This is a genomic window from Paenibacillus sp. V4I3 (assembly GCF_030817215.1).
GTDB lineage: Bacteria > Bacillota > Bacilli > Paenibacillales > NBRC-103111 > Paenibacillus_E.
Genome location: NZ_JAUSZA010000001.1, coordinates 2,235,835 through 2,261,555, shown reverse-complemented (window position 1 = coordinate 2,261,555; position 25,721 = coordinate 2,235,835). Strand labels below are relative to the sequence as shown.

At 45.2% G+C, this 25,721-nt stretch carries 18 protein-coding genes and 1 riboswitch; of the genes, 4 read left to right on the top strand and 14 right to left on the bottom strand.

Annotation, left to right across the window (positions count from 1 at the left end; translation table 11 throughout):
* Window positions 1-102 precede the first annotated feature (102 nt).
* From QFZ77_RS10480 to QFZ77_RS10450, 7 genes are all read right to left on the bottom strand, one after another.
* Window positions 103-1,770: a hypothetical protein gene (locus QFZ77_RS10480; RefSeq protein WP_307439171.1), complete on the bottom strand. Its 1,668-nt coding sequence runs from the start codon at window positions 1,768-1,770 to the stop codon at window positions 103-105.
* Entirely contained in the window at window positions 1,748-3,868 is a 2,121-nt protein-coding gene (locus QFZ77_RS10475; RefSeq protein ID WP_307439169.1) for an ROK family protein, read from the bottom strand. Before QFZ77_RS10475 ends, QFZ77_RS10480 begins: the two co-directional genes overlap by 23 nt.
* 8 nt (window positions 3,869-3,876) lie before the next feature.
* Entirely contained in the window at window positions 3,877-4,824 is a 948-nt protein-coding gene (locus QFZ77_RS10470) for a sugar phosphate isomerase/epimerase family protein (protein ID WP_307439167.1), read from the bottom strand.
* A gap of 10 nt (window positions 4,825-4,834) precedes the next feature.
* Window positions 4,835-5,707, bottom strand: coding sequence for a carbohydrate ABC transporter permease (locus QFZ77_RS10465; protein ID WP_307439165.1), 873 nt, complete (start codon window positions 5,705-5,707; stop codon window positions 4,835-4,837).
* Window positions 5,708-5,734: 27 nt separating this feature from the next.
* Window positions 5,735-6,592: an ABC transporter permease gene (locus QFZ77_RS10460; RefSeq protein ID WP_052228915.1), complete on the bottom strand. Its 858-nt coding sequence runs from the start codon at window positions 6,590-6,592 to the stop codon at window positions 5,735-5,737.
* A gap of 131 nt (window positions 6,593-6,723) precedes the next feature.
* Window positions 6,724-8,328: an extracellular solute-binding protein gene (locus QFZ77_RS10455; protein WP_307439163.1), complete on the bottom strand. Its 1,605-nt coding sequence runs from the start codon at window positions 8,326-8,328 to the stop codon at window positions 6,724-6,726.
* A 272-nt stretch (window positions 8,329-8,600) separates the two neighbouring features.
* The gene (locus QFZ77_RS10450; protein WP_307439162.1) at window positions 8,601-10,844 is read right to left on the bottom strand and encodes an AraC family transcriptional regulator; all 2,244 of its coding nucleotides are present in this window, start codon (window positions 10,842-10,844) and stop codon (window positions 8,601-8,603) included.
* A gap of 317 nt (window positions 10,845-11,161) precedes the next feature.
* A riboswitch (PreQ1 riboswitch) is annotated at window positions 11,162-11,205 on the top strand.
* 11 nt (window positions 11,206-11,216) lie between these two features.
* Between QFZ77_RS10450 and queF the strand changes: the two genes are divergently transcribed.
* The gene (gene queF, locus QFZ77_RS10445) at window positions 11,217-11,717 is read left to right on the top strand and encodes a preQ(1) synthase (protein ID WP_029198588.1); all 501 of its coding nucleotides are present in this window, start codon (window positions 11,217-11,219) and stop codon (window positions 11,715-11,717) included.
* A gap of 189 nt (window positions 11,718-11,906) precedes the next feature.
* Window positions 11,907-13,067 (top strand): stalk domain-containing protein, encoded by a 1,161-nt coding sequence (locus QFZ77_RS10440; protein WP_307439157.1) that lies wholly within the window; start codon window positions 11,907-11,909, stop codon window positions 13,065-13,067.
* A gap of 2 nt (window positions 13,068-13,069) precedes the next feature.
* On the opposite strand, the gene QFZ77_RS10435 is transcribed toward QFZ77_RS10440, so the two are convergent.
* A complete protein-coding gene (locus QFZ77_RS10435) occupies window positions 13,070-13,753 on the bottom strand; it encodes a DUF421 domain-containing protein (RefSeq protein ID WP_307439155.1) in 684 nt (227 codons plus the stop codon).
* 207 nt (window positions 13,754-13,960) lie between these two features.
* On the opposite strand from QFZ77_RS10435, the gene QFZ77_RS10430 reads away from it, so the two are divergent.
* Window positions 13,961-15,259 carry a cysteate synthase gene (locus QFZ77_RS10430; protein ID WP_307439153.1) on the top strand — a complete coding sequence of 433 codons (1,299 nt, stop codon included), beginning with the start codon at window positions 13,961-13,963 and terminating at the stop codon, window positions 15,257-15,259.
* Between the two features lie 5 nt (window positions 15,260-15,264).
* Window positions 15,265-16,545, top strand: coding sequence for an aminotransferase class I/II-fold pyridoxal phosphate-dependent enzyme (locus tag QFZ77_RS10425; protein ID WP_307439152.1), 1,281 nt, complete (start codon window positions 15,265-15,267; stop codon window positions 16,543-16,545).
* An 84-nt stretch (window positions 16,546-16,629) separates the two neighbouring features.
* Here the strand turns inward: QFZ77_RS10425 and QFZ77_RS10420 are convergent, their stop codons facing one another.
* The 6 genes from QFZ77_RS10420 to QFZ77_RS10395 form a co-directional block, all read right to left on the bottom strand.
* Complete coding sequence (locus QFZ77_RS10420; RefSeq protein WP_307439149.1) at window positions 16,630-17,337, bottom strand: DNA alkylation repair protein; 708 nt, start codon at window positions 17,335-17,337, stop codon at window positions 16,630-16,632.
* 127 nt (window positions 17,338-17,464) lie between these two features.
* A complete protein-coding gene (locus QFZ77_RS10415; protein ID WP_307439147.1) occupies window positions 17,465-20,863 on the bottom strand; it encodes a cadherin-like beta sandwich domain-containing protein in 3,399 nt (1,132 codons plus the stop codon).
* A 391-nt stretch (window positions 20,864-21,254) separates the two neighbouring features.
* Window positions 21,255-21,422, bottom strand: a complete 168-nt coding sequence (locus tag QFZ77_RS10410; RefSeq protein ID WP_307439145.1) for a hypothetical protein — start codon at window positions 21,420-21,422, stop codon at window positions 21,255-21,257.
* A gap of 645 nt (window positions 21,423-22,067) precedes the next feature.
* On the bottom strand, window positions 22,068-22,313 hold the full coding sequence (locus tag QFZ77_RS10405; protein ID WP_307439143.1) for a hypothetical protein: 246 nt from the start codon (window positions 22,311-22,313) through the stop codon (window positions 22,068-22,070).
* Between the two features lie 47 nt (window positions 22,314-22,360).
* Complete coding sequence (locus tag QFZ77_RS10400) at window positions 22,361-24,412, bottom strand: molybdopterin oxidoreductase family protein (protein ID WP_307439141.1); 2,052 nt, start codon at window positions 24,410-24,412, stop codon at window positions 22,361-22,363.
* Window positions 24,413-24,486: 74 nt separating this feature from the next.
* Window positions 24,487-25,674, bottom strand: a complete 1,188-nt coding sequence (locus QFZ77_RS10395; RefSeq protein WP_307439139.1) for a helix-turn-helix domain-containing protein — start codon at window positions 25,672-25,674, stop codon at window positions 24,487-24,489.
* Window positions 25,675-25,721 lie beyond the last annotated feature (47 nt).

Below are 25,721 nucleotides of genomic sequence, written 5' to 3'. Positions count from 1 at the left end.
TGGTTCATAGTTATTATAAATTTCATTATAACAGAGGAACTCCATATTCGGAATTATGGTTTATTTGATCCGACATGCAAAAAAGCTGCACGAGGGCAGCTATCAAATAAGAAAACGGAGTATAAAGCTCATATGATTGCTCAATACTTGAGGTTGATATAGATATATCATTTCAATGTATTCATCATATTTGTTGATTGAAGGTGCTGGCGCGTCCGCTTCTACCTTGCAAGTCAATCCTGGGAATGTCCAAACATCAGGAGCCAAGCTTTCCGCGAGTAAGTTCTTGCCTCTGATTTCAAAATACAGCTCAATTTCCTTATCCGTGTCAAAATGAACATCAACAACTAACAGATCCTTGTCCGCTTTCGCTTCGTATGTGATGCCTCTTATATGCGAGTTCCAATGTCCGCCTAATTCACGACGGATTAACCTCATATAATACTTGTCCCCACGCTCCGTTATCCAATGTATGGTTGCAGGATGCATCTGTCCATTTGTATTACGGCTTCCGGACATACCGCCGATCATGAGAGTCTTCTCAATCCAAGCTGTCGCTGTACAAAGATTCGTGTTCGCACCAGGCTCGTCTCGTTCGCAAAGCTCCCTAAACTGCTTCACGACCAGTCGATCACTATGATGTGTGATTAGCGACGGCTTGATCGCCAGCGGCACGTCAACATCGACCAATGCAATCATCGGATCGTGCTCGGATTCACAGTTGATGGCTGCAAGGTACTCATACCCTTTCCCTAATGCGAGGAAGAGAAACACGCCAATCGAACTATGGGCTGTCATTTCCATTTCGTAGGCACGCGAGAACGGGCCTGAAAGGTTTTCCAGGTTAGGGTTATAGAATAACGCTATATTTTCCCAAAGACCTTTTTCAATTTCGTGACCGATTTGTTTAAACGCATCTGATTTTCCATACTTTCTCCAAAGCCCCAGCACAGTGAGATCCACGCCATAATAAGTTGTTGTGTTAAATTCTGCAAACGAACCAAATTCTTTGAATGCTGCGTAAAACTTCAGCGCTTCATGCTCGGCATGCGAAACCCAGTCCTCATTATCGTATCGGTGACCAAAAAAATGGCAGATGAATATATGCATCAATTCGATATTCGAATTCATTGGTATAGCATCCGACAAACGCCGGTCGATGGAAGCGCCAACGGCTTTGATCATGCTAGCATCCATCCGATCAATAAGACTATCTGGCAGCATTCTTTCAAAATTTGCAAGGATAACGGCAAAGGCACAAGCAATAAATTCGCGCCAATTCGGATCATAGCTTTTCCACACGGGAGGAAGCACTTGATTCACAGCCGATTGAAAGATGTTCTTAACATCTACATTATTAGATGCCTCAGACGTATTTGCGGATAACATATCGACGAGCTGTGCCGATATCTTTTCAAACGTATCATTCAGAAAGTAGGCAAAGCCCGGCGCAAAGGTTTTCCAAGGAAGGTTGCCAATTGGAGGATGAGGCTCCTGAGGTGCAGTACGAAAAGTTCCATGATAAATTTCATCCGGACAGTCATACTGCAGGTCTATGACCTTTCCTAGCACTTCGCAAGCTCTTTCATAATCTCCTGGTGCGTTCCGGATGAGGAGTCCCAAAGCATAGTGGGCGCTCCCCCGTGTATAATGCTGATCCGGGTTATCCTTGTCCCGTAACAATTTCATTGCATGGTCATAGTTCCGATCCATATCAACCATTGCGTGATGAATCAAGTAAAGTTGTTCATCCCTCATTTGCTCGGTCATACTTTGTCTTCACATTCCCTTCATCCTGGTTGTTCAAGTTGATAAATAGAGAAACTGCGCCCAGCATTCCTGCTTCATTACCGCAAAGCGCAGGTACGATACGTGTCAGCCCTTTAAAATCGTTCGTTAAATAGGACTCTACTTTGGCAGAGAGGCGATCGGTTAAGAACGTCTTTTGCTCGGAGACAGCCCCTCCAACGATAATCAATCCAGGGTCCAACACATAGATGAGATCGGCAATGCCTCTGGCCACCTCATTCATCCATAGATCGACAGTCTCATACCATGCGGAATCTCCGCTTTTGACACGATCAAAAATAACTTTACCGGTAATGCCCGCTGAATCTTTATCGTTCTGTCCGGCAATAACCTTGCTGACCAGCGCCGAAGTGGAGGCTCTCATCTCATAATTGCTAGTATGCCTGAGATTCATATGCATATATCCAATTTCGGCAGCGCGGAAGTGAGATCCTTTGTAGAGCTTGGAATCCAAAACGATGGCTCCGCCAATGCCCGTTCCTAATGCGATGCAAAAAAACGTCTTCTCGCCCTTTCCTGCTCCCCTCCATGCCTCACCAAGCGCAGCCGCATTGACATCATTGATAATCCTGGTCACCAACTTCGTGCGGGTCTCAAGTTCACACTTCAGGTTGACGCCTTTTAAATAAGGGATGTTCTCGATGCCCCCCACGATCTTACCTGAATCGTCCACAATACCCGCCGTACTAATGGCAATACCGGTAATTGGAATTCTCGCCTCTTTAAAGTGGTTGACCTTTCCTACTAACCTCTCTATAAAAAGCTCGCTGTCATCGGACTCCTCGTTAGATAAGGAACCGCGCGACAGCACTTCGCCCGCTTCATCGACAACTCCGTATTTCACGCTTGTGCCGCCGATATCAAAAGCGATAAACCGCTTGCGCTGCACCTCCTTTGGAATCACATCCGACTCACGCGATTTGAAGCCGTAGGCGACAAAGATCAATAAGATGGCTCCGAGCAGCGCACTTAAGGCACAAACCAAATTCATCGAAGACGGTCCTCCCTTTTCCAATAAAAGACCGTTCAACATATTGCCCACGATACCCGCAAGTCCCACAAAAACCATGTTAAATACGCTTTGTCCTGTTGCTTGCATCTCTTTATGCACAATTCGCGAGACATATTCAACGGCGGCAACGTAAAAAAGGCCAAACGATAACCCTTGTAATACTTGTACGGCGACCATCACGCCTGGAATAGGGAAAGCGTACTGGATTGCCCAACGAACCATATAAGCAAGTGTCGCAAGCAGCATCGTTTTCTCATTGCCGAGACGTTTGATGACGAGTGATGCCGCGAACATCGCAGGCACATTGGAAAATGCGGCAATCATCAGTGCGATTCCCGAGAGGGCATACGAGCCGCCTACCATTTGGAACACGACAACGAAATACGTATTGAACGCCGTTAACGTCTGATTGACAAGAAAACACGCGCCCAGAAAAAGGACAAACCGTTTATTCCGTAACAATTCCCCGATTCCGTTAATGAAGGGTCGACTTTTGACATGATATTCCTTTTGGGCGGGCAGAACAATCACCATGATAATCCCTATACAGGATATCAGAAGGAATGGAATCCATAAATGGTTAGGCAAATAATAGGATAAAAAAAATCCAGCTCCGTAGCCACCCAGCGCGTTGCCTACACTTTGGAAGCTGCGAATCGAACCGTAGGATGAACCCGCAGCCCTTGCTGCCGATACAGCAAAAGCATCGCCAATCGGAGCCTGTGGAGCCGTAAAAATAATAGCGGTCATGTAAGCTGCGATCATCAAGAATACAGACGGCGCCTGATACAGGATCGATAACAGAGCGGGAATAGCCAGACTAAGGAGCAGGATGGATTTCGTCATCTGATAACGATCCGCTAACCGCCCCCAAAGAAATTGCGCACCCAGAATCACTAGAGAAGCAATAGACATCATCAATCCAATATGACTCTTAGCCAAGCCTCCATGAACGAAAATGGTTGTGATATAAGGATTGAGTGTGCCTCCAGCCAGCCCCATAAATAAGTATGAACCTCGGAGTTTAAATAATGTAGAAAACCTCATGGATCTCATCATTGGATGCCTTGTGCGATTCGGTTCACAATGAATTTATGGCTAAGTTCAATGGAATCCGGATCACAGGCCGCTTTCAGTTCATAAACCTTCACCGGCGCTGCTTGGATAATCGGCAGGAACCGATCAAAGAAGCTCATATCCCCGCTATGCACATAGGGACACCAATGATCGGACAGACCGACCGTTTCATGAATATGAACGCCGACGACCCTTTCGATCATCGCATTCGCTTCGGCCACGTTGTCATAAAGACCCATTCGATCCATCATCATGCCATGTCCGATGTCATACCATAAACCAAGACCTGCTCCCTGCAGCCGATCAATCATGGTATTCGCCTCCTGAAGCGTCGGCATCTGATAACAGCGAGATCGAGTTTCAATGCCGATGTTGATCTTCCAGCCCTTCTGTGCGATGTGGTTGCAAACCGTATCCAGACTCTCGACGATACGGTCCAGATAATGACCACTCTGATCTTTCCTCCGCTCCAGCATCTCTTTCCAAAGCTTCTGATAAGCTTCGGATTCCCTACCTTCAGCCTTATAGAGCGACTTCAAGACCTCGTCTATGTTATAGTCGAACGGCACTTCACCAGGATGAACAACAACCGCCTCCGCGCCATAACGGTGAGCATATTCAGCCGACTGAATAAGGAGCTCAATAGCTCTGCTGCGCTTCTCCTCGTCGTCAAAACCTAACAGCACCGAGTCGGTGCCATAATCAGGATCCGGAATATGCGGGAATGTATTATGCACACTGGATATACGGATTTCGGACTTTTCGATCATAGGTTCGATCGTCGATAGGAACTCCTGATTGACATTATAGTTCAGTTCGACTCGACGAAAGCCAAGAGAACGTATTTCTTCAATCATTTCCCGTCCTGTCGCATGTCTCTTAATATTCCAGCACGTGGAAAATGAATATTCACCTTTATCCATCATTGGCTTCACCTTAACCTTTGACCGAACCGAGCATGATGCCGGATACAAAATATTTTTGCAGCCATGGATATATGATTAAAATCGGCACCGTAGCGAACATAATGCTGGCCGCCTTTAAGCTTTCCGGTAAGACTTGAACAATCTGCATGCCTTCCATCTGCAATTGATCGCTAATTTGGCTGTTCATAATCATTTGATACAGCTTGAGCTGCAGCGGATATAACTCCGGATCTGTAATATAAAACAGCGTATCCATAAAGCCATTCCAGCGATTAACCGCATAGAACAAGCTGAGAGTAGCAACAATCGGCATCGACAGCGGCAAAATAATTCGGATCAATGTGCCGAAATGACTGTTTCCGTCAAGTTCGGAGGATTCCTCCAGACTCTTGGGGATCGATTGGAAAAAAGTGATCAAAATGATTAAATAAAAAGGATTGATCATCATTGGCAAGATCAGCGACCAGGTCGAATTCACCAAGTGAAGCTCTTTAATCAGAATATATTCCGGTATGATTCCCCCACTGAAAAACATCGTAAAAACGATTAAATACATGATGAGCTTTCTGCCTTTAAGCTCGGTTTTCATAAGCGGATAGGCAGCTGCAATCGTCATTACCATACAAACAATCGTAAAGAGGACCGTCAAATAAATGGAATATCCCAAGGATTTAAGCATCATCGGATCCATCAGCACTCGGGAATAGGCTTCAAAGCTGATATCCACAGGAAAAATGCTGACCATGCCAGTCATAATCGGCGCATTCGAACTAAGCGAGATCGAGATAATATGCAAAAAAGGTGCTAAGCTCAAAAATAAAAACAGGATCAGTAATGCGGTGTTGATGATATCGAAGGTACGATTAGCCGTTTTGGCGCTCATACTGCCACTCCTTTCTTTTTTGGCGTTTTAGATAATGCCTTGATCGGTGGTTTTCTTGGAAATGTAATTGGAAGCAAGAATAAAGACAAGTCCTACTACCGCTTGAAAAAAGCCTACCGCCGTAGCTACGGAGTACTCTCCGGACTGCATGCCCATTTTATAAACAAAAGTACTTAACACTTCCGAAAACTCGCGAACCTGCACATTGCCAATGACAAATGGGCGGTCAAAGCCAATCTGCACCATTTCACCCAATTTCAAAATCAGTAGAACAATAATAGTCGGTTTAATGCCCGGTATCGTAATGTGCCAAATGCGTTTCAAGCGTCCCGCTCCATCGACTTCAGCCGCCTCATATAGCTCCTTGCTGATGCCGGTCAGAGCAGCCAAATAAATGATCGTGCCCCATCCTGCGCTTTGCCATACACCCGTCGCTAAATAAGTAAGCAGCCAATAAAATTTATCCGATAAAAACGGAATCGGGCCGATGCCCAAATTACCAAGCGTGTGATTGAGAATGCCTGTGTTCGTGCTGAATACTTGATAGACGATCCCGCCGATAATAATCCAAGATATGAAATGCGGCAAATAGAGTATCGTTTGCGAAACTTTCTTAAACCAGGCGACTCTCAACTCATTAAGCATAATTGCCAGCAAAATGGGTGCCGGAAATGAGACAATCAAATCCAAAAAATTAAGCATGAAGGTGTTTTTTAACGCTGTATAAAAATCCTGCATTTTGAATACGGCCCGAAACGTATCAAGCCCGATCCAGGGACTCTTCGTAATGCCTTGAAAAAGGTTAAAGTCTTTAAAAGCGATCAAAACGCCATACATGGGACCATATTTGAAAATGATAAAAAAAACGACAGGGAGCAAGAGCATGGCATACAGCTGCCAATATCTGTTTACATATACATTGTAATTTTTCAACCGTTCCACCTTCCTTCGCTTTCACTAAAAGGTTCATGCATGGAAACCAAGTCGCTTCCATGCATGAAACCAACAGCTTCTGATTACTTTTTAATATTTTTGTAGGCTTCTGTGCGTTCTTTTTGGATAGCCTCGCCGCCGTTTGTCATATAATCCTTCAGCATATCGTCATACGTTTTGTCGAAATCTGCAGGCTTGGCCAATATCGATTTCACAATAAGCTGCTCATATTTGTCTTGGAGCGCTTTGCCGTATTTCCCTTCCGCTTCAATCGGACGCTGGAATCGGACAGGTGAGAGACCATCCGCCATGCCGTTTTTGTAGGCTTGAGTCGCATCTTTGCGGTTAGCTTCAACGAAGGCCAGAGATAGCGCTTCCGTGTTTTTATCGCTGCTGCCAAAATCTGTACCATTCGTAATAATCGTGTAGTCGCCCTTGTTGTAGAAGCTTTGTTTCGTTTCCTCATTATCCAGAGGTACCGGTAAACCGTTAGTCGTCGAGAAGTTTTTGCCTTCCACACCGTACGTCATCGCGTACAGTACATCTTTTTGAGCCATCCAATCCAAATACTTCACCGCTTCAGCGGCAACTTTACTAGTCTTAGGAATAATAATATTTAGTGCTGCCGGAATATACGCAGGCTTCGGATGCTTTCCTTCCACACTCGTATATGGATCAATAGGTGCAAGCTTCGCGCCTGCTACTGTTTTTTGCAGAACCGTATACGTATCAGGAGGGCTGGTCAGATAGGATTCACCCGCATCCTCTGCGTACATCCCAACTTTTCCTGTTGCAACATCCTGATACATTTTCTTTTTATCCTTGTCCAATGCAAAGTCAGGGCTGATCATGCCTTCGCTATAAAGCTTGTTCAGGAAACGAACCCCATCCTTATGCCCAGGCAGCAAAAGCGTATATTCACTGGAACCGAGCTGTTGAGTCAGCGTATAACGCTCTTCTTCACTTACTTTCTTGATGAATGACCAAATGATCGGCTCATAAGACGCATTTGTTAAGGAGAAGCCTAGTGGAATCGTTTGTTCGCCGCCAGGTTTCTTTTCCTTAAAAGCTTTGAGCGTCTGGTAGACCTCATCCGTCGTTTTAGGAACCGGGAGGCCGAGCTTATCCAGCCAATCCTGGCGAATTTCGGAAGAATATTTGCCTAAATAGACCCGTTTGCCCGGAATGGCATATTGTTTGCCGTCATAAGTTCCATAAGCCAGTGTATCTTTGCCTAGATAGGTCTTCAGGTTTGAACCATACTGATCAAGCAAAGCTCCAATCTCTGCTACCCCACCCTGCTGCACATACTTGTAAATGACGTTCGAATCATACGTGAATACGATATCCGGCGCATCGCCGCTCGCCATCAATACATTTAATTTCTCGACTTCTTGAGATCTAGGCACCGGTACATATTCAACTTTAATGTTCGTCTTTTTTGTAAAGTTTTCTTCGACATACTTCGTTAAATAGTTATTTGTTACGGACTTGCCTGTTGGAGAATTACCGCGGTCAAACACTTCGACTTTGATCGTTACGGGCTTTTTTGTTGACGCCTCTGTCTCTTTACTGGTCTTTACCTCAGAACTGCCGGATGAACTAGAGCAAGCAGATAACACACTTACGAGTGTAAGCATAACGACTGCCTGTGTACCAAGTCTTCTTTTTGTCAACTCTTTCATCATTTCCCCTCAACTCCCAATCTCCCTATTTTTTCGTTGTCCCTGTCCGTCCAGGAACACCCTCAGTATGTCACTCAGCTTCCAAATTCGACAATAAACTAGTTTCCGTCATATAAACTAACATAAATTAATATGAACTATTGTGATTTCCTCGGTATTACATCGAAAATATGCAATAAACAATTTTCCTGGGATATTAATGTAAGATAATCTATCATATAACCCAAAAAAATAGTCTGCTAAACGTATGTTTAACAGACAGCTACTCTGATAAGTTATCGATAAAGCGAATGCTTTTTCCTGTAGTCACCCGGTGTTACACCAACAATCCTTTTAAACATGCGCCCAAATGTAATGGAATTGGAATATCCTACTTGCTGAGCAATGTCTTGTTGGGCCAATTCGGTTTCCGTCAATAAAAGCTTCGCCTTTTCGGTCCTTAAATCCATAAGAAAATCTACGAACTTCATGCCGAAAGCTTCTTTAAACATATGGCTGACATTTTTGCCGCTAATCCCAAACCTGTCGCTCAAATGCTTTAAGGAGAGATCAGGGTCTTCGAAATGCTCTTCGATATAATTTCTCATTTCGATAATAACAGCCTGATAGCTGTTGGCTTCACAAACGGATACATACGTCCGGTACAATTCATTTAAAGAACCTATCATTCTGGCTTCAAGTTCCTGAAGCGTAGCGCTGTCCCGAACGATGCGCTGCAAATCCGACTGTTCCCAAGCCAGTCTCATATTATCCGATGCGCCTATCCCATTGCCAATTTCCCGCTCCAGCAGCTTAATCATCGTTTCAAGGATCATGGTAATGTCTTCATCACGCAATACGTAGAGTTTGAAGTCAGCAAACAATTCGGCAAGCTGCTGCCGCCAACCATCTTGAGTCAGCCGGAATGATTTGGCGACATCCGCCGCCTTAGGCCAATAGCTGTAAGTCTCTGTTGCAGGACGGCCTGACAGCTGCTCGATCATGATCAAAGCTTTACGATCCCGCGTCAGCTTATGCCCGAGTGCTTGCAAAGCGGCGCGATAGGAACCGTGAAGTTCTTGCCAATCCTGAACGGTGGTGCCTCCCGCATAGACAAAGGTTATGCCAAAATGCTCTTCAATCCACTGCTGACTGGTTTCGATAAGGTCGACAAGATGACTTGTGCCAGGCTTAGAGTTTTGGGGCTCTGCATAGACGATACCCAATCGGTTACTGCTGATCCATTCACTCCAGACTGACAAATGAGCATTAAAAAATTGCTGAACAATATTTTGCAGTGCCAATTTGAGAACGGTTTGATCCTCTGGCACGTGTTGTTTCATAAAGGCATCGTAGCCTTCCATTTCAGCGACGATAACGCCCATTTCTTGAAATAGTACCTTTTCTTGAAATGCCGGTACCCCTTCCTCCCAATCCTTCTCCGTTATCGTGCTTACACCGTTTATCAACTCTGAAAACAGCTGCCTGCGCCGAATAAGCAGGTTAGTGTGATTCTGCTGTTCATAATGCTGCGCCTTCTCAATCAAACCTTCCATGGCTTGTCCGATAAAAGACAAATCGTCTATTTCGCGGCCAACCGGAAGAAAACGCAGTTGGATCGATTCCAGCTTATTAAGCATGAGTTGAATCGGCCGGTAATTACGTTTCGAAATATAGATCAGGTAGCCTAAGGAAGCGGCAATCGTCGCGATGCCGCTAGCAACCCAAACATAGGAGAGGAGCGAAACCCACGCAAAAAGCTGACCCGCCTTAATTCCACTATGAACGCTCCAACCTGTTTTCGAAATGGGAATTTTCGAGATAACTTCCCCCTGATTCGATTCATTATTTCTGTCATTCAGCGGTTCGGAAGACATAACCACATTCCCTTGCTCATTGACCACACGCAAAAAAGTCACTTTATGGTCGCTAAGCGTGTCCAAATTTTCTTGCAGCACCCGGACATCGACATTTATGACGACAATACCTTGACTGCCAAAAGGGATTGGGAGCTTTTTCACCAAGGAAATGACGGGAATGTCCCCCGCTGTACTCGAATCGTGAAGAATTCTCACATCTGACCACCGATCTGTTTGCGGGTTCGTCCACATGCTCTTTACGAACTCCCTATCCGGAAACGTATCCAGTGAATCCTTCTGATTTTCCTTAAGGATTAATCCATCATCCGCACGATACATGTAAATCGATTGAATCAAATGATTGTTAAGAACGAGATCATTCAAGGATTCCGATATATAGAACAGAAGCAGACCTTCGTCTCTAGGCTTCTGCTTCTCATGTTCGACAAACTCTTTAATATGATCATTCGTGGCGAGTTCTTTCAAGAGCGCATTCTGAACTTCGGCCAAGGACCGCGACATCGTGTCAGACACATAGGCTGCGGATATGCTGTTCGCCTTTTTCGTTTCCTTCCGTGAGATGTCAGATACGACAAATAGACCAAGCAGTACCATGATAGAAATGGTTAACAAAAAGAGAGGAAAGTAGGAAAGCAATTGTTTTTTGTACCATTTTCTCATGTATACGGGCCCCTTTCTCTAAGATTACCTATGTCCAACACTATAATTACTAAGATCATACCTGATAGCTATCATAATTACAAAAAATATATGACATTCAATGTTACCTTACATCACATAAATTCATTCTAAAAGCCCATAACTAAAAAAAGAGCGACACAGATTCTTCTTCCTGTACCACTCTTTCTCTTATTGGCTGCATGTCATACACAATCGTGAACAATTTAAGAATTTGACTTAAAATAAAAGCCTCCACGAAATCCCAATGGCTATAAGGATGCATTTTCTCAACGTATATGGTACATTTCTAATGAAAAATACAAGAGGTTCGCAAACTCCCTCTCTAAAAAACTATGAAATGAGGAACCACCCATGTCAGCAGGTAGAAGCAATGAAGATTTGAAAGAGATTACCTTATTAGGCAATCAAGGAACCAAATATGTGTTCAACTATGATCCCACTTTATTAGAAGCATTCGATAACAAGCACCCGAACAGGGATTACTTTGTTAAGTTTAATTTCCCTGAATTCACCAGCTTGTGTCCTGTAACCGGACAGCCGGATTTTGCTACACTCTACATCTCCTATATCCCGAATATTAAAATGGTTGAGAGCAAATCCCTTAAGCTGTACCTATTCAGCTTCCGGAATCATGGTGATTTCCACGAGGACTGCGTCAATATTATTATGAATGATTTGATCGAGCTGATGGCGCCTCGTTATATCGAGGTTTGGGGCAAATTCACTCCGCGTGGCGGCATTTCAATCGATCCTTACTGCAACTGGGGTCAACCCGGCACGAAGTTCGAAGCGATGGCTGAACATCGATTGATGAACCATGATCTCTATCCGGAAAAAATTGATAATCGCTAATTGGCTGATTATAAACATTAAGCCTAGTCAGTCCCTTGGATAATAGGGGTTGGTTAGGCTTTTTTTGCTTCTTATCTAGGCACAAAATGAGTTCGATGCCCTATGGTTGTCCCAAGTTTACACAGCTAGAATGGGAGATACAGCAGGTTAAGAACAAAACTGACTGAACCTCATGAGGAGTTGAACACGATGGGACGTTGGAAGGCAGGCGCAGTTGGTTTCGTTTGTGGAGCTGTGTTTTTCTCCGGGCTTACCTACGCGGCGTCAGGTGCAGTTGGCATCAACGTTTATTTACGCGATATTCGCTATTATTTTGACGGGTTAAACAAGCAGCCCTCATCTGAATTACAAGGATTCATTTATAAAAATACGACTTATGTGCCGCTGCGCTTCATGTCTGAAGCGTTGGGTAAGCCAGTCGATTGGGAGGATGCCACCAGCTCCATCTATGTCGGGGACAAGCCCAAACAGCTGCCTGTGCCTGAACAGCCGGGAAACGGATCCAGTTCTACGGCTTTGCAAGTATTCCCCAAGGATAACCCTTGGAATACGGACATATCCAAGTATCCGGTTCACGCAAACTCTGCAGGGTTCATCGCTTCGATCGGCTTGAATACGAAGATGCATGCCGATTTCGGGACGGTCTGGGAGGGTGCTCCCATTGGCATTCCGTACACGATTGTTGATGGCAATCAACCCAAAGTGAATGTTACCTTCACGGATTACGCCGACGAAAGTGATCCGGGGCCTTACCCCATTCCGGCGAATGCCCCGATAGAGGGAGGCTCCGCTAGCGACGGCGATCGTCATGTTCTCGTGGTCGATAAAAGCAACCATCTTCTATATGAGCTGTACAATGCGCGTTCTACAAGTGATGGGTGGACAGCTTCGAATGGTGCCAAATGGGACCTTACCTCCAATGCTCTAAGGACGAAATATTGGACGTCGGCAGACGCAGCGGGCTTGCCCATTTTCCCAGGACTCGTCCGATATGAAGAAGCCGCCGCAGGAGAAATCAATCATGCACTGCGTTTCACCGTGCAAAAGACACAGCGCGGGTTCATCGCCCCCGCTACTCACTATGCCTCGAGCAGTACGGATCCCAATCACCCGCCAATGGGACTGCGGCTGCGACTGCGAAGCGATTTCGATGTCTCAGGCTTTTCGCCAACGAATCGGACCATCATTCGCGCACTGCAGAAATACGGCATGATCGTCGCCGATAACGGCAGTAATCTCTACCTCAGCGGTGCGCCGAATCCGAAATGGGATGACGACGACCTGCACAACCTCGGTAAGCTGAAGGGCAGCGATTTCGAAGTTGTTGACACAGGTAAAATCGAGAAATAAATCTATTTAAGCTGATAGAAAAGTCCGTTTGAATCAGACCATTCGGCAAAAAGAACCCGTTCATGATGGCTGATTCCACTCAGCTGCAAAAGCTGCTTCAGCCATTCCGAGTCACGGCCGAGACGCTCCAGTGCTGCTTCATTGATACTCCCATTCTCAATAATACTCTCCGGCAGGCAGACCCTTTTCTTAGGGGAATCTGCCTCCTCATTGTTTTGGCTTGCCGGATCCTTTTGGCGGAGCACGCTAATACTACCATTCGTTTCGAACAACGCATAGGCGACTTCCCTCATAGAGAACACATCATTTTCCCGCAGCAGCATACTAAGTTGACCAAAGTCTAGATTGTTACGCTTCATCGCCTTAAAGTCAATAATCCCATCACGGATAAGCAAATCGGGTGTTCCTGTTGCATATCGAGAAATCCAAGGGACGGTCCATATAAACTTCTCGAGGCCAAGTGCAAGCAGTGTCCAGATCACAAGTGCGAAAACGAGATGGCTGAGATGAACATTGTCATCATAAATCGTATTTCCAACTAACTCACTGAGCATTAAGGAGGAGACAAAATCAAACGCCGTAAGCTGAGAAATCTCTTTCTTTCCCAGAAGCCGTGTCATGATTAGTAGTCCAACCAAAGCAACAACCAATTTTACGGCTATGCTTACATACATGTTAGTATCCATAATCATCTCTCCCGATTTAGTTCAGTTCCACATATTCAAGGTTTTCATTATACTATATTTACTTGACAGGGTTAAGACGAGTGGTAAAATATTACTGTAAATATTATTCAAAAACACCTAAAAACATTTCTATCCAAAGGGCTATTCCACTATAATGTAAACGCTCTCACATTGATTCTACGAGCATAAAAGGATGTCGACCAAACGATGATAATGCCCATGATAAAAAATCACGAAAAATTAAGGTGTATGGCAACAGGAATGGAAATCGATGATGACGGTCTTGTATTTCATAACCGTGCAATTGAAGAACCTTCGCTCCTTAGAACGATCTATTTGAATAAGAAACTAAACATTAATCATCACCCGGGTTTATATCAATATTCAGATTGGCTTCCAATCCGTCGTATTCTGCAAGGTTCCAGTTTACCTTCAACCTACCGAAGTACAAAATTGGCGTCCTACCTAGGGTTATCGAAATTACACATTACATTCAATGGCTATTGGAAAGAACGTAATGCCGATATGACAACGGGTACCTTCAAGGAATGTGAGGCCTACACGGTGTGTTCCAGGTTTCCATGGGAACTGGGCAAAACGCTTGTTGTAGCATCAGCTGGAAATACGGCAAGAGCGTACATGAAGGTATGCTCAGAGAATCAATTGCCTCTTGTACTCGTAGTTCCTAATAAACTTCTTACCCGTCTTTGGTCAACTACCAGGGTGAATCACTGTGTGAAAGTTATTTCAGCCGACGGAGATTGTGATTATTCCGATGCCATTAAATTAAGTGATTTGATTAGTACGATGGATGGGTTCCAAAACTCAGGCGGGACAAGAAATGTAGCCAAACGTGATGGGTTAGGTGTAACCGTTCTATCAGCCATTTCGATGATGGGCGAAATTCCAGACTACTACTATCAGGCGATAGGTAGTGGAGCCGGTGCCATTGCGGCATATGAAGCAAATTTGCGATTGGTGGAGAGTGGAGATTATAGATACAAAATGATGAAATTGCATCTGAGTCAAAACATCCCTTTTACACCTATTGCCGACGCTTGGAAACAACGCATAAGAACTGTAGATATCGAGGAAGAGCATGCGAAGTACCAGATCGGCAAAATCTGTGCTAAAGTGCTTTCGAATCGAAATCCTCCCTATGGGTTGGCTGGAGGCTTATACGACGCACTGACGAAATCGGAAGGAAATGTATTCAGCGTCACCAACCGGGAGATTAAAGAGGCGTGCGCATTATTCGAAAAGCTGGAAGGCTGTGATATCTTGCCAGAATCGGGAGCTGCCGTTGCGGCGCTTATCAAGAATATAAACAGTGGAAGTGTTGCCAAGCAGTCATCGATCCTACTAAATATTACAGGTGGCGGCTATAAAAACATTAAGGGGGACTTTGGCATAAATCGAATAAAACCAGACGTATCGATTGGTCGTCAGCAATTTGCCACTGATCTTATGTATAAAAAAATTCAAGCCTTAATCGAGAAGGAGTAAACCTCATGCAAAAAACGATGCAACAATACACGGATATTTTTGACAAGTGCCAAACCAATGAAGGTTATTTCGGTGATTTCAGAGTAGCCGGGGACAATTATTTTGTTTCTCCCGTATTAGAATCGGTTCCGGGAACAGTTATGCGTTTTGAAGGAAACGACAAAGTCATGTGGGCGACGAATAATTACCTTGGACTGGCTGACAATAATGAAATAAAGCAAGTTGCTGTGGAAACCGCTATGGAATGGGGGGTAAGCGGCCCCATGGGATGTAGAATGGTGAGCGGTAATACCCATGAGCACATAGCATTGGAAGAGGAGTTGGCTGCCTACGCGCAGAAGGAGTCCTCCGTTTTATTTAACTTTGGTTACTTGGGTATTATTGGAACGATTGCTTCATTGGTAGGTAAAGACGACATTATCGTGATGGACAAATTGTGTCATGCTTCTATTATCGACGCAGCCCGTTTGGCTGTATCCGACCCAAGAAATTTGAGAGTTTTTCGGCATAACGATATGGATAGTCTCGAGAAGCTGTTACAGACAGTGAACAAAACAAGAAAAAAAGGAGTCCTCGTGTTAACAGAAGGGGTCTACGGTATGACGGGAGATCTGGCCAAACTGGATCGAATTTGTGAGCTCAAGGACAAGTATGAAGCCAGATTATTCGTTGATGATGCTCATGGCTTTGGTGTGATGGGGGCGCATGGCAGAGGGGCTGCTGAGCATTTCGGGGTTCAGGACAAGGTAGACATTTATTTATCGACATTTGCAAAGGCGTTTACGGCCATTGGCGGCTTTTCAGCAGCTAAAAAAGAAGTGGTAGATTGGATTCAATATAATGCAAGAACCCAAATCTTTGCGAAAAGCTTGCCAATGGTGTATGTAAAGAGTTTAAGAAAAACCCTCGAGCTAGTCCAAGAGGGCCACGTCAGGCGGGAAAGATTGTTTGAAGTGTCCGAATTGCTATCAAACGGATTAAGAAACCTTGGTTACTATGTAGCCCAAACAGCCTCTCCGATTATTTCGGTATATGTTCCTGGAGGAGATCTGGCTGTAGGTAAATATTGGGTTAAATTTTTAAGGGATCATGGGGTCTTTTTACAATGTGTGATGTATCCTGTCATTCCAAAAGAATTAATTATGTTCCGAATTATTCCCACAGCTTCACACACAAATGAACAAATTGCGTTTACGATTGAGATATTCAAACAACTGCGTGATGAATACTCTCTGCAGTTGGATATTCATTTAGAAGCCGTTGACCGCATTTATTCCAATGACTAATACTCAACTCAACTTTCGTTACGACAAGGCTATGACTAAAAACGGCATCTTTCGCTGCCGTTTCAGTCATAGCTTTTTAGCATATTAACAAATACACGTCATCTTCTTCTTCCCTACTCGGCCCATCGATTCTATTTTATGAATATATTCACTCACGAGTGGCACTTTACAAGCCGTTTGACCGACGTCAACATGAACCTTGCCAATCTCATTAGCTACTTCCGTCGCAGCTTCAAATAGAGGAACACAATACGCACCCACCGTAATAACGAAGGTGTTCATTGTATATCTAACGCGATTTCTTTCCGCATGAATCGTTGTTCTCACTTGCTCCAACAGCTGCGCAATTTCATGAAGATCGAGCTTCTCATCTGGTGTGATACTAATATAGTTGGCATAAGTGCTCCATCCACATGTGGCAATTAATTCATCGGGAGATTGCAGCCATTCCCGTGCCAATTCAAGCGCGCTGCTGCTTTCTGCAGCCACGCCCGCTACCGTATATTCGGTGAGCATATACCAATAGGCTTGCTTCGCCCAATTCTGAAGTTCTTGCTTCGTCATTGTTTTTGGATCAACGGAAAGTCCGGCCAAGTACATCGCATCCGTATTGCCTGAATTGTAAAGAGTGAGGACTAGCTCACGATCTTTTTTGACGAATTTGACCAACTTCTTCAGATCGCCTACTTTTACTCCGAAAAAAGGCTCCTGCGCACCATGCCGAAGAAACGTTTTCTTCGTTTGCTCGCTTCCAAGCTCCTCTAGATTATTCATTACCTCTTCAAATGTCATAGATTCACCACTCAACATTCATTTTTCCGTATTGTATCATAGGGTCGATCTTGATGTGAAATTCCTTCGCCTTTCGTACAATGTAAAGAGTCGGGAGGGAAGACCCCGCCGACTCTTGTTCAGTGCTTTATTTGTCCTTGTCTCTATCCTTGTCGCTGCCTCTCATCACAATGAGCTTGTATGTTTTAGTGGAGGTATCCTCAGCTGTCACCTGAATATCAATCGTGTTCTCACCCTTTTTCAAGTGAATAACTTCAGGTGCTGCTCCACTTACAACTAATGCACCGTTAGCCGTTACCTTTGCTCGGCTGTCTGCAACAGTTGGCGTGACGGTGATCTTACTGGTTCCATTTGACACTGGCACCGTGTATGCTGTTACATTCGCTCCGAATCCCGGACTTAATGTTCCCGCACTAATCGTCAAGCTGCTTAGATTCGCATTGTTTGATAACAGCCGAGTTACTGTCAGTTGATATGTCTTTGCAGAATGATCTTCGGCGGTAATAACAATGTCGATCCTATTTTCGCCCACATTTAGCTGAATGTCACTGGAAACCTCTCCACTTATAACTAATGCTCCGTTCACCGTTATCTTCGCTTGACTGTCTGCTGCCGTTGGATGGATGCTGATTTGAGCTATCTCATTAGACACACTTGACGTATATTCGGTTACAGCTGCATCAAATGCAGGACTTAATGTACCTGTACTTATCGTCAAACTGCTTAACGCGTTGTCGGTCGAAGGCCATATTTCCGTAGCCGTCACACCAGCTGCCTTTTCATAATTGGTTCCAATATTGTTTAAGAAATTCTTACTGACCATAATATTTGAGCCTGCCTGCAGCTGAATCCCATTCGTATTTCCTGTTAACGTATTCCCTGTAATTTGTACGTTTTGAGGGTCTCCCTGTCCTACACTATTGGCATTTTGGTCACCGTTGTCGTGTTCGAGCAGAATTCCCCAGTAATTGCCCGCTGTATTATTGCGAATTAGATTATTAATAATCCGAGTACCTGGTCCGTTTAAAATGTTGATCCCAACGCCATTATTGACAGTTATCGTGTTTTCAATTGTGTTGTGCTCGATCAATGTATCCGGAGTACCCATCGAAACGACTATGCCTTCACGTGAGTTTCGAATTAGGTTGTCATGAATGTAGTTATTAGGACCCGTTTTACTATGGTTGCTTGGCGCTGTACCGCCTGTATTTCCAAGACCTATGCCCCCGCCGGTAAAAATGTTTTCGATCGTATTGCCGTGAACTTCGTTCAGGTACTCCAGCTCACCATGAAGATCAATAGCATCCAATTTGGTATTGGTATAGAGATTATTTCTCAGAACGTTATTGTGCGCTACATTTTGGATGAGGGAACCATGACGCAAATATGGCCCTTCGAACGTAGAATTTTCCACCACATTCCAATACGTATCATTATCAAAACCAAGCCTATCGACCTTCGGCATTCCTTGAATGGAAGTTCCATAACCTGCTCCGCCGCCACCGAGATCGGTTGCATTGCGGAACGTACTGCCGCGAACTACGACATCATGGCTGTTCTCAATCCGAATCGCCATCCGTCTAAACCGTTCAACAGTAACCTGATCAATGGTCACGTTATAGGACGGATTCTCACCATAGTTCGCTATGGCAATCATACTGTCGGGTCCCCCGGCATCTGGATTATTCGTAGCATGCTCTAAGGAAAATGTACGATTCCAAGTTGAGGTTACTGTAAGGTACGAAACGATAATATCGTGTTGATTGGATGACTTCAAGACTGAACTATTCTTGACGTCGTCAATACTTGATTTCAATAGCGTGCCAGTTTGGCTTTCTCCTCTTACATTCACTCCGGATTTGAGTTTTATGTTAATAAACCCGTCAGGCGATGTTTTCAAATTATACACACCATTCGGTAAAAAGACTTCATCGCCGAAAGCGGCAGCATTGATGGCATTTTGAATAGCTATCCGGTCATCTTGTTCATTATCCGCTGGGTCGGCGCCATAATCTACCACATTAATCGTTTTTCCCGTTACAGCGTTAGGTGTATGCATAGGGTGCTCGGAACCATCTGGTTTCGTCAAGCCAGCCTTCGTGAAAGGAACTGTCCCTGGGGGAGCCGTAGGTGTATTATTCGGAACAATGGCAACCGGTGTATCTCCTGATAAAAAAGGTGCGTAAATCATCACTTCCGTTAAGCTGGTAAAGGTGCTGCCATCCGAGTTGCCATGTCCTACAATTCTTAGGAAACGAGCATTGATATCCGGGAAATCAAATGCCTGCATGTTAACCGTACTCGCGCGGCTGCTGCCACTAAACACATTCGACCATGAAATAGCATCATTTGAAGTCTGAATATCTATAAGGGTAGAGCGTTGATCTCCTTTATAAAAAGCTATGCCCACGTACCCGATACTCCTCGTTTGCCCCAAGTCAAACATCACATATTGACCATCACCTGAAGCGGACCAGCGGCTGTATAGATTGTTATCGAGCGTATTGCTCTCTACATTTCCATCGCTGCTGCTAGCATTAACTTCCACAACCTGTAGGGGAGTAACAGGAGAAGTTAACGTTGTCGCGCTGTAGATCAACGGAGTTGTGGAGTAGTTTCCAGCCGCGTCTCCAGCGATGATCTTATAGGTATAACTCGTATTTGGTGTTAATCCTTCGACGTTATAATAAGTACTCCCATAAACGGTAGAAAGAACGGAGTCATTTTGATAGACCAAATAGTTGGTTACTAAGGTATCATCTGTAGCTGCTGGCCAGGTTAATTGGACAAAATCCGTTCCCAGATTGCTTGACTTTAAGACAGCGTTTGATGGCCAAGTAGGCGGTGTATTATCACCTTGTACCACTCGTTTCACCACCAACTGCGGCTTAGGATTGGTTGCCGTCGTTTCTTTGGAATACACATTAACCGATCTGCCTAAGCCTTGTGAATCACCGACAACGAAGGATACTGCACCATCCGATAAATGCTGTCTTACATAATTAGTTACGTCTACCGTATATAGAGCCGGCTTGGATATCGTATTAGGCTGAGTGACCGTGATTTGCCCTAACTTAGCTAATTGAGCCAGATCCGTTTGGGGCGCTGTATTCCAAGTAATTGCTGCTTCCTGCCATGTAATATCGTTCTGAGCGAACACTTGTAAAGCTGTGTCCACGTCATTTGCACCGCTCCCCCGTTTTGCAGATACCTGCAAATAATACTTGTATGCACTGTCCGAAACCGCAGCCACGTTAAATTTATAGTAGGCCTGTCTTTTGACAGTGCTGCTGGACAAGATGTTGTATATACCCGTTGTTGAGCTCGTTTTGGTATCAAAGTTAGTATTGGCAATCGCTGTATTCGTAGTGTCCATAGCGATAGCCGCATCCGCTGTAGGCAGCAGAGCAGCCACATCCACCTCAACATCAGTCGCCTTTCCTGGCGAAGGGATGAGGAATAATGAGAAAACCATTGAAATCATTAACATCATGGCTAACTTTCTTTGAACGAGATAAATTTTCATGTCAACAAGCTCCTTATTCTGTTTAATGTTTGAATATTTATGTAAGCGCATACAGATGCCTTGTGACCCTCATCATACTCTCTTTCAAGCTAATTTTATTGTCATTTATTTAGGTCTTAGAGGGGTATTATTGGGATTTGGCTATCTTAGGCAGCAAGCATCAGGCAGCGATAGGCAAAAAGTGCAGTCTAGCCTCGGACAGCGTGCTCTCAGCAGATGAGAAGTCTTTTTCAGACGTCTCGCTCCATCTGGGCCTCCGAGACAGCCTTTTCTGCCTTCTCAAGCCGCAAACCCGCTAACTTACCTGCTCTCAGCGGTTGAGAAGTCTTTTTCAGACGTCTCGCTCCACTTTCGCTCCAACTGGGCCTCCGAGACAGCCTTTTCTACCCTCTCAGGCTGCAAACCCGCTAACTTGCCTACTCTCAGCAACTAAGAAGTCCTTTTCAGACGTCTTGTGCCACTTTCGCTCCATTCGGGCCTCCGAGACAGCCTTTTCTGCCTTCTCAAGCCGCAAACCCGCTAACTTACCTACTCTCGACAGTTGAGAAGTCTTTTTCAAACGTCTCGCTCCACTTTCGCTCCATTCGGGCCTCCGAGACAGCCTTTTCTACCCTCTCAGGCTGCAAACCCGCTAACTTGCCTGCTCTCAGCAGTTGAGAAGTCTTTTTCAGACGTCTCGCTCCACTTTCGTTCCAACCGGGCCTCTGAGATAGCCTTTTCTGCCTTTTCTGCCTTCTCAAGCCCGCAAACCCGCTAACTTACCTACTCTCGACAGTTGGGAAGTCTTTTTCAGACGTCTCGCTCCACCTTCGCTCCATTCGGGCCTCCGAGACTGCCTTTTCTGCCTTCTCAAGCCGCAAACCCACTAACTTACCTACTCTCGACAGTTGAGAAGTCTTTTTCAAACGTCTCGCTCCACTTTCGCACCATCTTCATCCTTGTTTTTCTGTACCTGTCACCCTTCCTCTGAGTCCAGGTACCTGTCCAAGTACACCTAGCTAACTGCTCTAAGTGATATAATACTCTGCGTGTGACCTAATTGGATGGTCCTGGAACAACAGGGTGAGTTATCGAGAAACTAAATTTAAACGTGCAGCAGTTCGCTTTTCAATCCAAAGGATGGATTGTCCAAGGCAGCAAAAAAGAAAACCGATCCATGCGGATCGGCATTTGGAAACTTTTTTAACTAATATTCTTTTTTAAACTAATATAAAGGTTTCGGTTGGTACACAGGCGGTTGAGGCTGGGTGCATTGCGGGAACGGTAGAATATCTCGAATTTGATTGAATGCATAATGTTTGGTAGCAAATTGGGTGTGATATAAATATTCGATTACGTAAATAGACCCCTCTTGAATACTGCACAGAATACCAGAAACACCAGTCCCGTCCATTAGGGATACACCTACTGGGCTTCCGATCCAGGCATACGCTTTATGCTGTAAGGACATAGGTCATCACCTCCTAAAGTACCTTATGCGGCGAGGCGCCCAAGGGTTCAGTTTACTTCGCGCTTCTCCACCCGCACACGCCCTGAGAAGAACGTAGCACCGCCGCCCATATCGGCTACCCGGTCTGGCGTGAGCGCGTTAACCAATGCTTTGTTCCCCGGCAAATCCGCCCAAAGTCCTTGGCTTACAACCACGCCTCGCAGCACATCCGAGCCAGCCGCTACGACTAATTCGCACTCTCCGCGATCATTCCATACACGGGCAACATCACCACTGACCAAGCCTAATGCGGAAGCATCCGCCTCATTCATATGAAGCTTCGGCATTTTTTCCATTCGGATATGCTTCTCATTATGCGCAAACGTCGAATTCAAGAAGTTATGATTCGGTGCCGGAACGAACAAGAATGGCAGGTCACCTTCATCCACTAGTGGCGTATATGTCGGAAGTGGCGGGAAACCTTTGCTCTCCATCTCATGAGAATAAAGCTCGATCTTCCCGCTTGGTGTCTTTAATTCCCCAGGGAACAAGGGCTTAACATCCGCCTTGATAAACTGTTTTTCCAGTAGTGTTTCGTACGATATGTTATTCAGAGCTGGGTTTCCAGGATGATCCAAAGCCTGGCGAATCAAAGCTTCATCGCTATCCCGCAAAGCTTCCTCCTCGTAGCCCATCCCCGCCGCCAACAAACGAAACACATCCACATTCGCTTTGCTTTCTCCATAAGGAGCTGTGACGGGAAGCTGAAGGTGCACATATTGATGCCAATAGGAGCGGTAAAAGTCCGTATTTTCAAAGGAAGACGTTGCTGGAAGCACAATATCCGCGAACTTCGCTGTTTCGGTCAGAAACAGGTCATGAACCACGGTAAACAGCTCCTCCCGCTGAAGTCCCTCCCTCACCTTATTCGCATGAGGAGCAACTAACGCTGGGTTGGAATTGTACACATAAAGCGAACGAATTGGCGGATCGAGCTCCAGCAAGGCGCTCCCGAGCAAATTCATATTAATTTGACGAGCTTCCTTCTCCCGCAAATCAGGTCGCTGTAAAGCCGGAATATTGTGCTCTAAGTAGCTGCCATTTCCTTTAATCGCACCGCCGCCTTTATGCAGCCACTGTCCCGTTAACGCTGGCAGGCAGGCTATGGTCCGCACACACATACCACCGTTATCATGATGCTGAATGCCATTCCCAATTCGAATAAAAGATGGCGAAGTCTGACCGTATAAACGAGCTAAGCGGTAAATGTCTCGGGCAGGTACGCCCGTTATTGTAGATACCACAGAAGGATCATATTGACGCACATGCTCCCTTAGCTCCTCATGCCCAGCGGTATATTGCTGCATAAACGCTTCATCTACCAAATTCTCATCGAACAAGATATGCATGATTCCGAGAGCAAGGGCAGCGTCTGTTCCTGGCAAAATCGGAATAAACCAGTCCGCCCAGCGGCCTGTTTGGTTCTTATGAGCGTCAATCACGATAATTTGCGCACCATTCTTACGGGCTTTCTCAGCCAACATAACCTGATGCATATTCGTGCTCACAGCATTAATGCCCCACATGATAATCAGCTTGGCATGAACCGTATCCTCTGGATCTGTCCCGAAGCTGCCTCCCATTGTATACTTGTAGCCTTCTGTTCCTGCTGATTCGCAGATGGAATAAAGCAGTCGGCTTGCTCCCATCCGATTAAAAAAGCGACGATCCATCCCTTCCGTCCCAATCCGACCCATGTTGCCATAAAAGCTGTAAGGCAAGATAGATTCTGTGCCTTCATCTTCGATTAGTTTTTTCCACCGACTTGTAATGGTTTCGATCGCTTCTTCCCAAGTAATCCTTTCAAACTGACTGCCTTCACCCTTAGGACCCACGCGCTTCATGGGATACTGCAGCCTTTTATCATCATATATACGTGCCGTCATGTTCCGGACTTTATTGCAAATAGCCCCTTGTGTTACCGGGTGATTCGGGTCTCCCTCTATTTTAACGATCTTTCCAGCTTCTTTATGAAGCAGCAGGCCGCATTGATCTGGACAATCCAGTGAGCATACGGCTGGGAAAATACCATTTTGTTCATCACGCATCGTTGTAAGCATTCGGCACTCCTTTCAACACTTCAATTCTTTTTTACTATATACCGAAATGAAGCGAAGCGAAAGCCTCTTTGAAATTAGTACAACTGCTCCACGGCCCAATCCCCTTCCAACGGATCGCAGCTCACTAGAGGCAGCTTTAATGCCTTAATGGCTTGTTGTAAATATTCACCTTTGAAACAAATTTTTTGGGATAATGGAACTGATAGCTGCTGTAGAGCGTTCATATCTTTCGAATAAAAAGCAGCATCCCATCTAACTTTAGCGATTATGCGTGCTGTAATTTCTGGAGGAATTCCTTTGGCTCGGGAAATAAGCTCGGCAGCTGCATGAGGATTATTGCGGATAAACGTATGGACCCGAACATGTGCTTTTAAGAAAGCAACTGCGTCTCCTTCATGATGTCGCGCCCAATTCTCATCCGCAACAATTCCCGTCAAATAATTCTCCCCTATTCCCTCTGGAAAAAGCACCTGACCTACGCCGTGGTATTGAGCCAAGCTAATATACGGCTCCCACATGACACTTCCGGCAAGCTTCCGCTTCACGATCCCCGCCATGCATTCATCCATTTCTTTATGTTCAAAATGATTCTCATGACCTCCAAGCGATTGAAGCAGCTTCGATAAACGATAACCCGCACTCGATTGCGCTGCCGATGAAAGCGGCCATTGACAGATCTCCGAAATATCGTTGATCTCCAGCCCTTTGCGCATAACGAGTGAAATCCCTTGCCCACCGGAGGTTTTGCCGTCAAAGGCCAGTAGAATAGGGCGAAATGCAGGCAGCGTCTGACTCAGTGATTGACTAAGTGCAATCGGATAGTCTCCCAAGGAAGCAATCTGGATGCTGCCCCCAATCAATCCTTGCAGCAGCAACGTTCCATTAGCTGCATCCAACCATTTTACATGCACAGAACGGCTAGGATTGACTAAGATGAGCTCTTCCTCCAACCAGCCAAGCTCTTTCATGATGAGTGCTGTCCACATATGGGCCGTTCCGCTCTGATAACCAACCGTTATCGTCGATAGCTCCTGAGAAGTGACAGTTGTTGCTGCACCTGAGGCAAATGGCGGATTCTGTATGCTAAAAGAGTGAAGACGAACCCACTGCTCCAGTTCATTCTTATCAATTAAGATTTCTTTCCCTATTTTCACAAAAGGGAGCTGCTTTAATTTACGCCATCTGTCAAAGGTGGATCGGCTTACACCAAGCAAATCGATCGCATCATGCAAAGAAATGAGGTTGAATCGCTGGTTGGTCATGGTCATCGCGCCTCCTGCCGGGGTTAAGATGGTCATTCATCGTCATT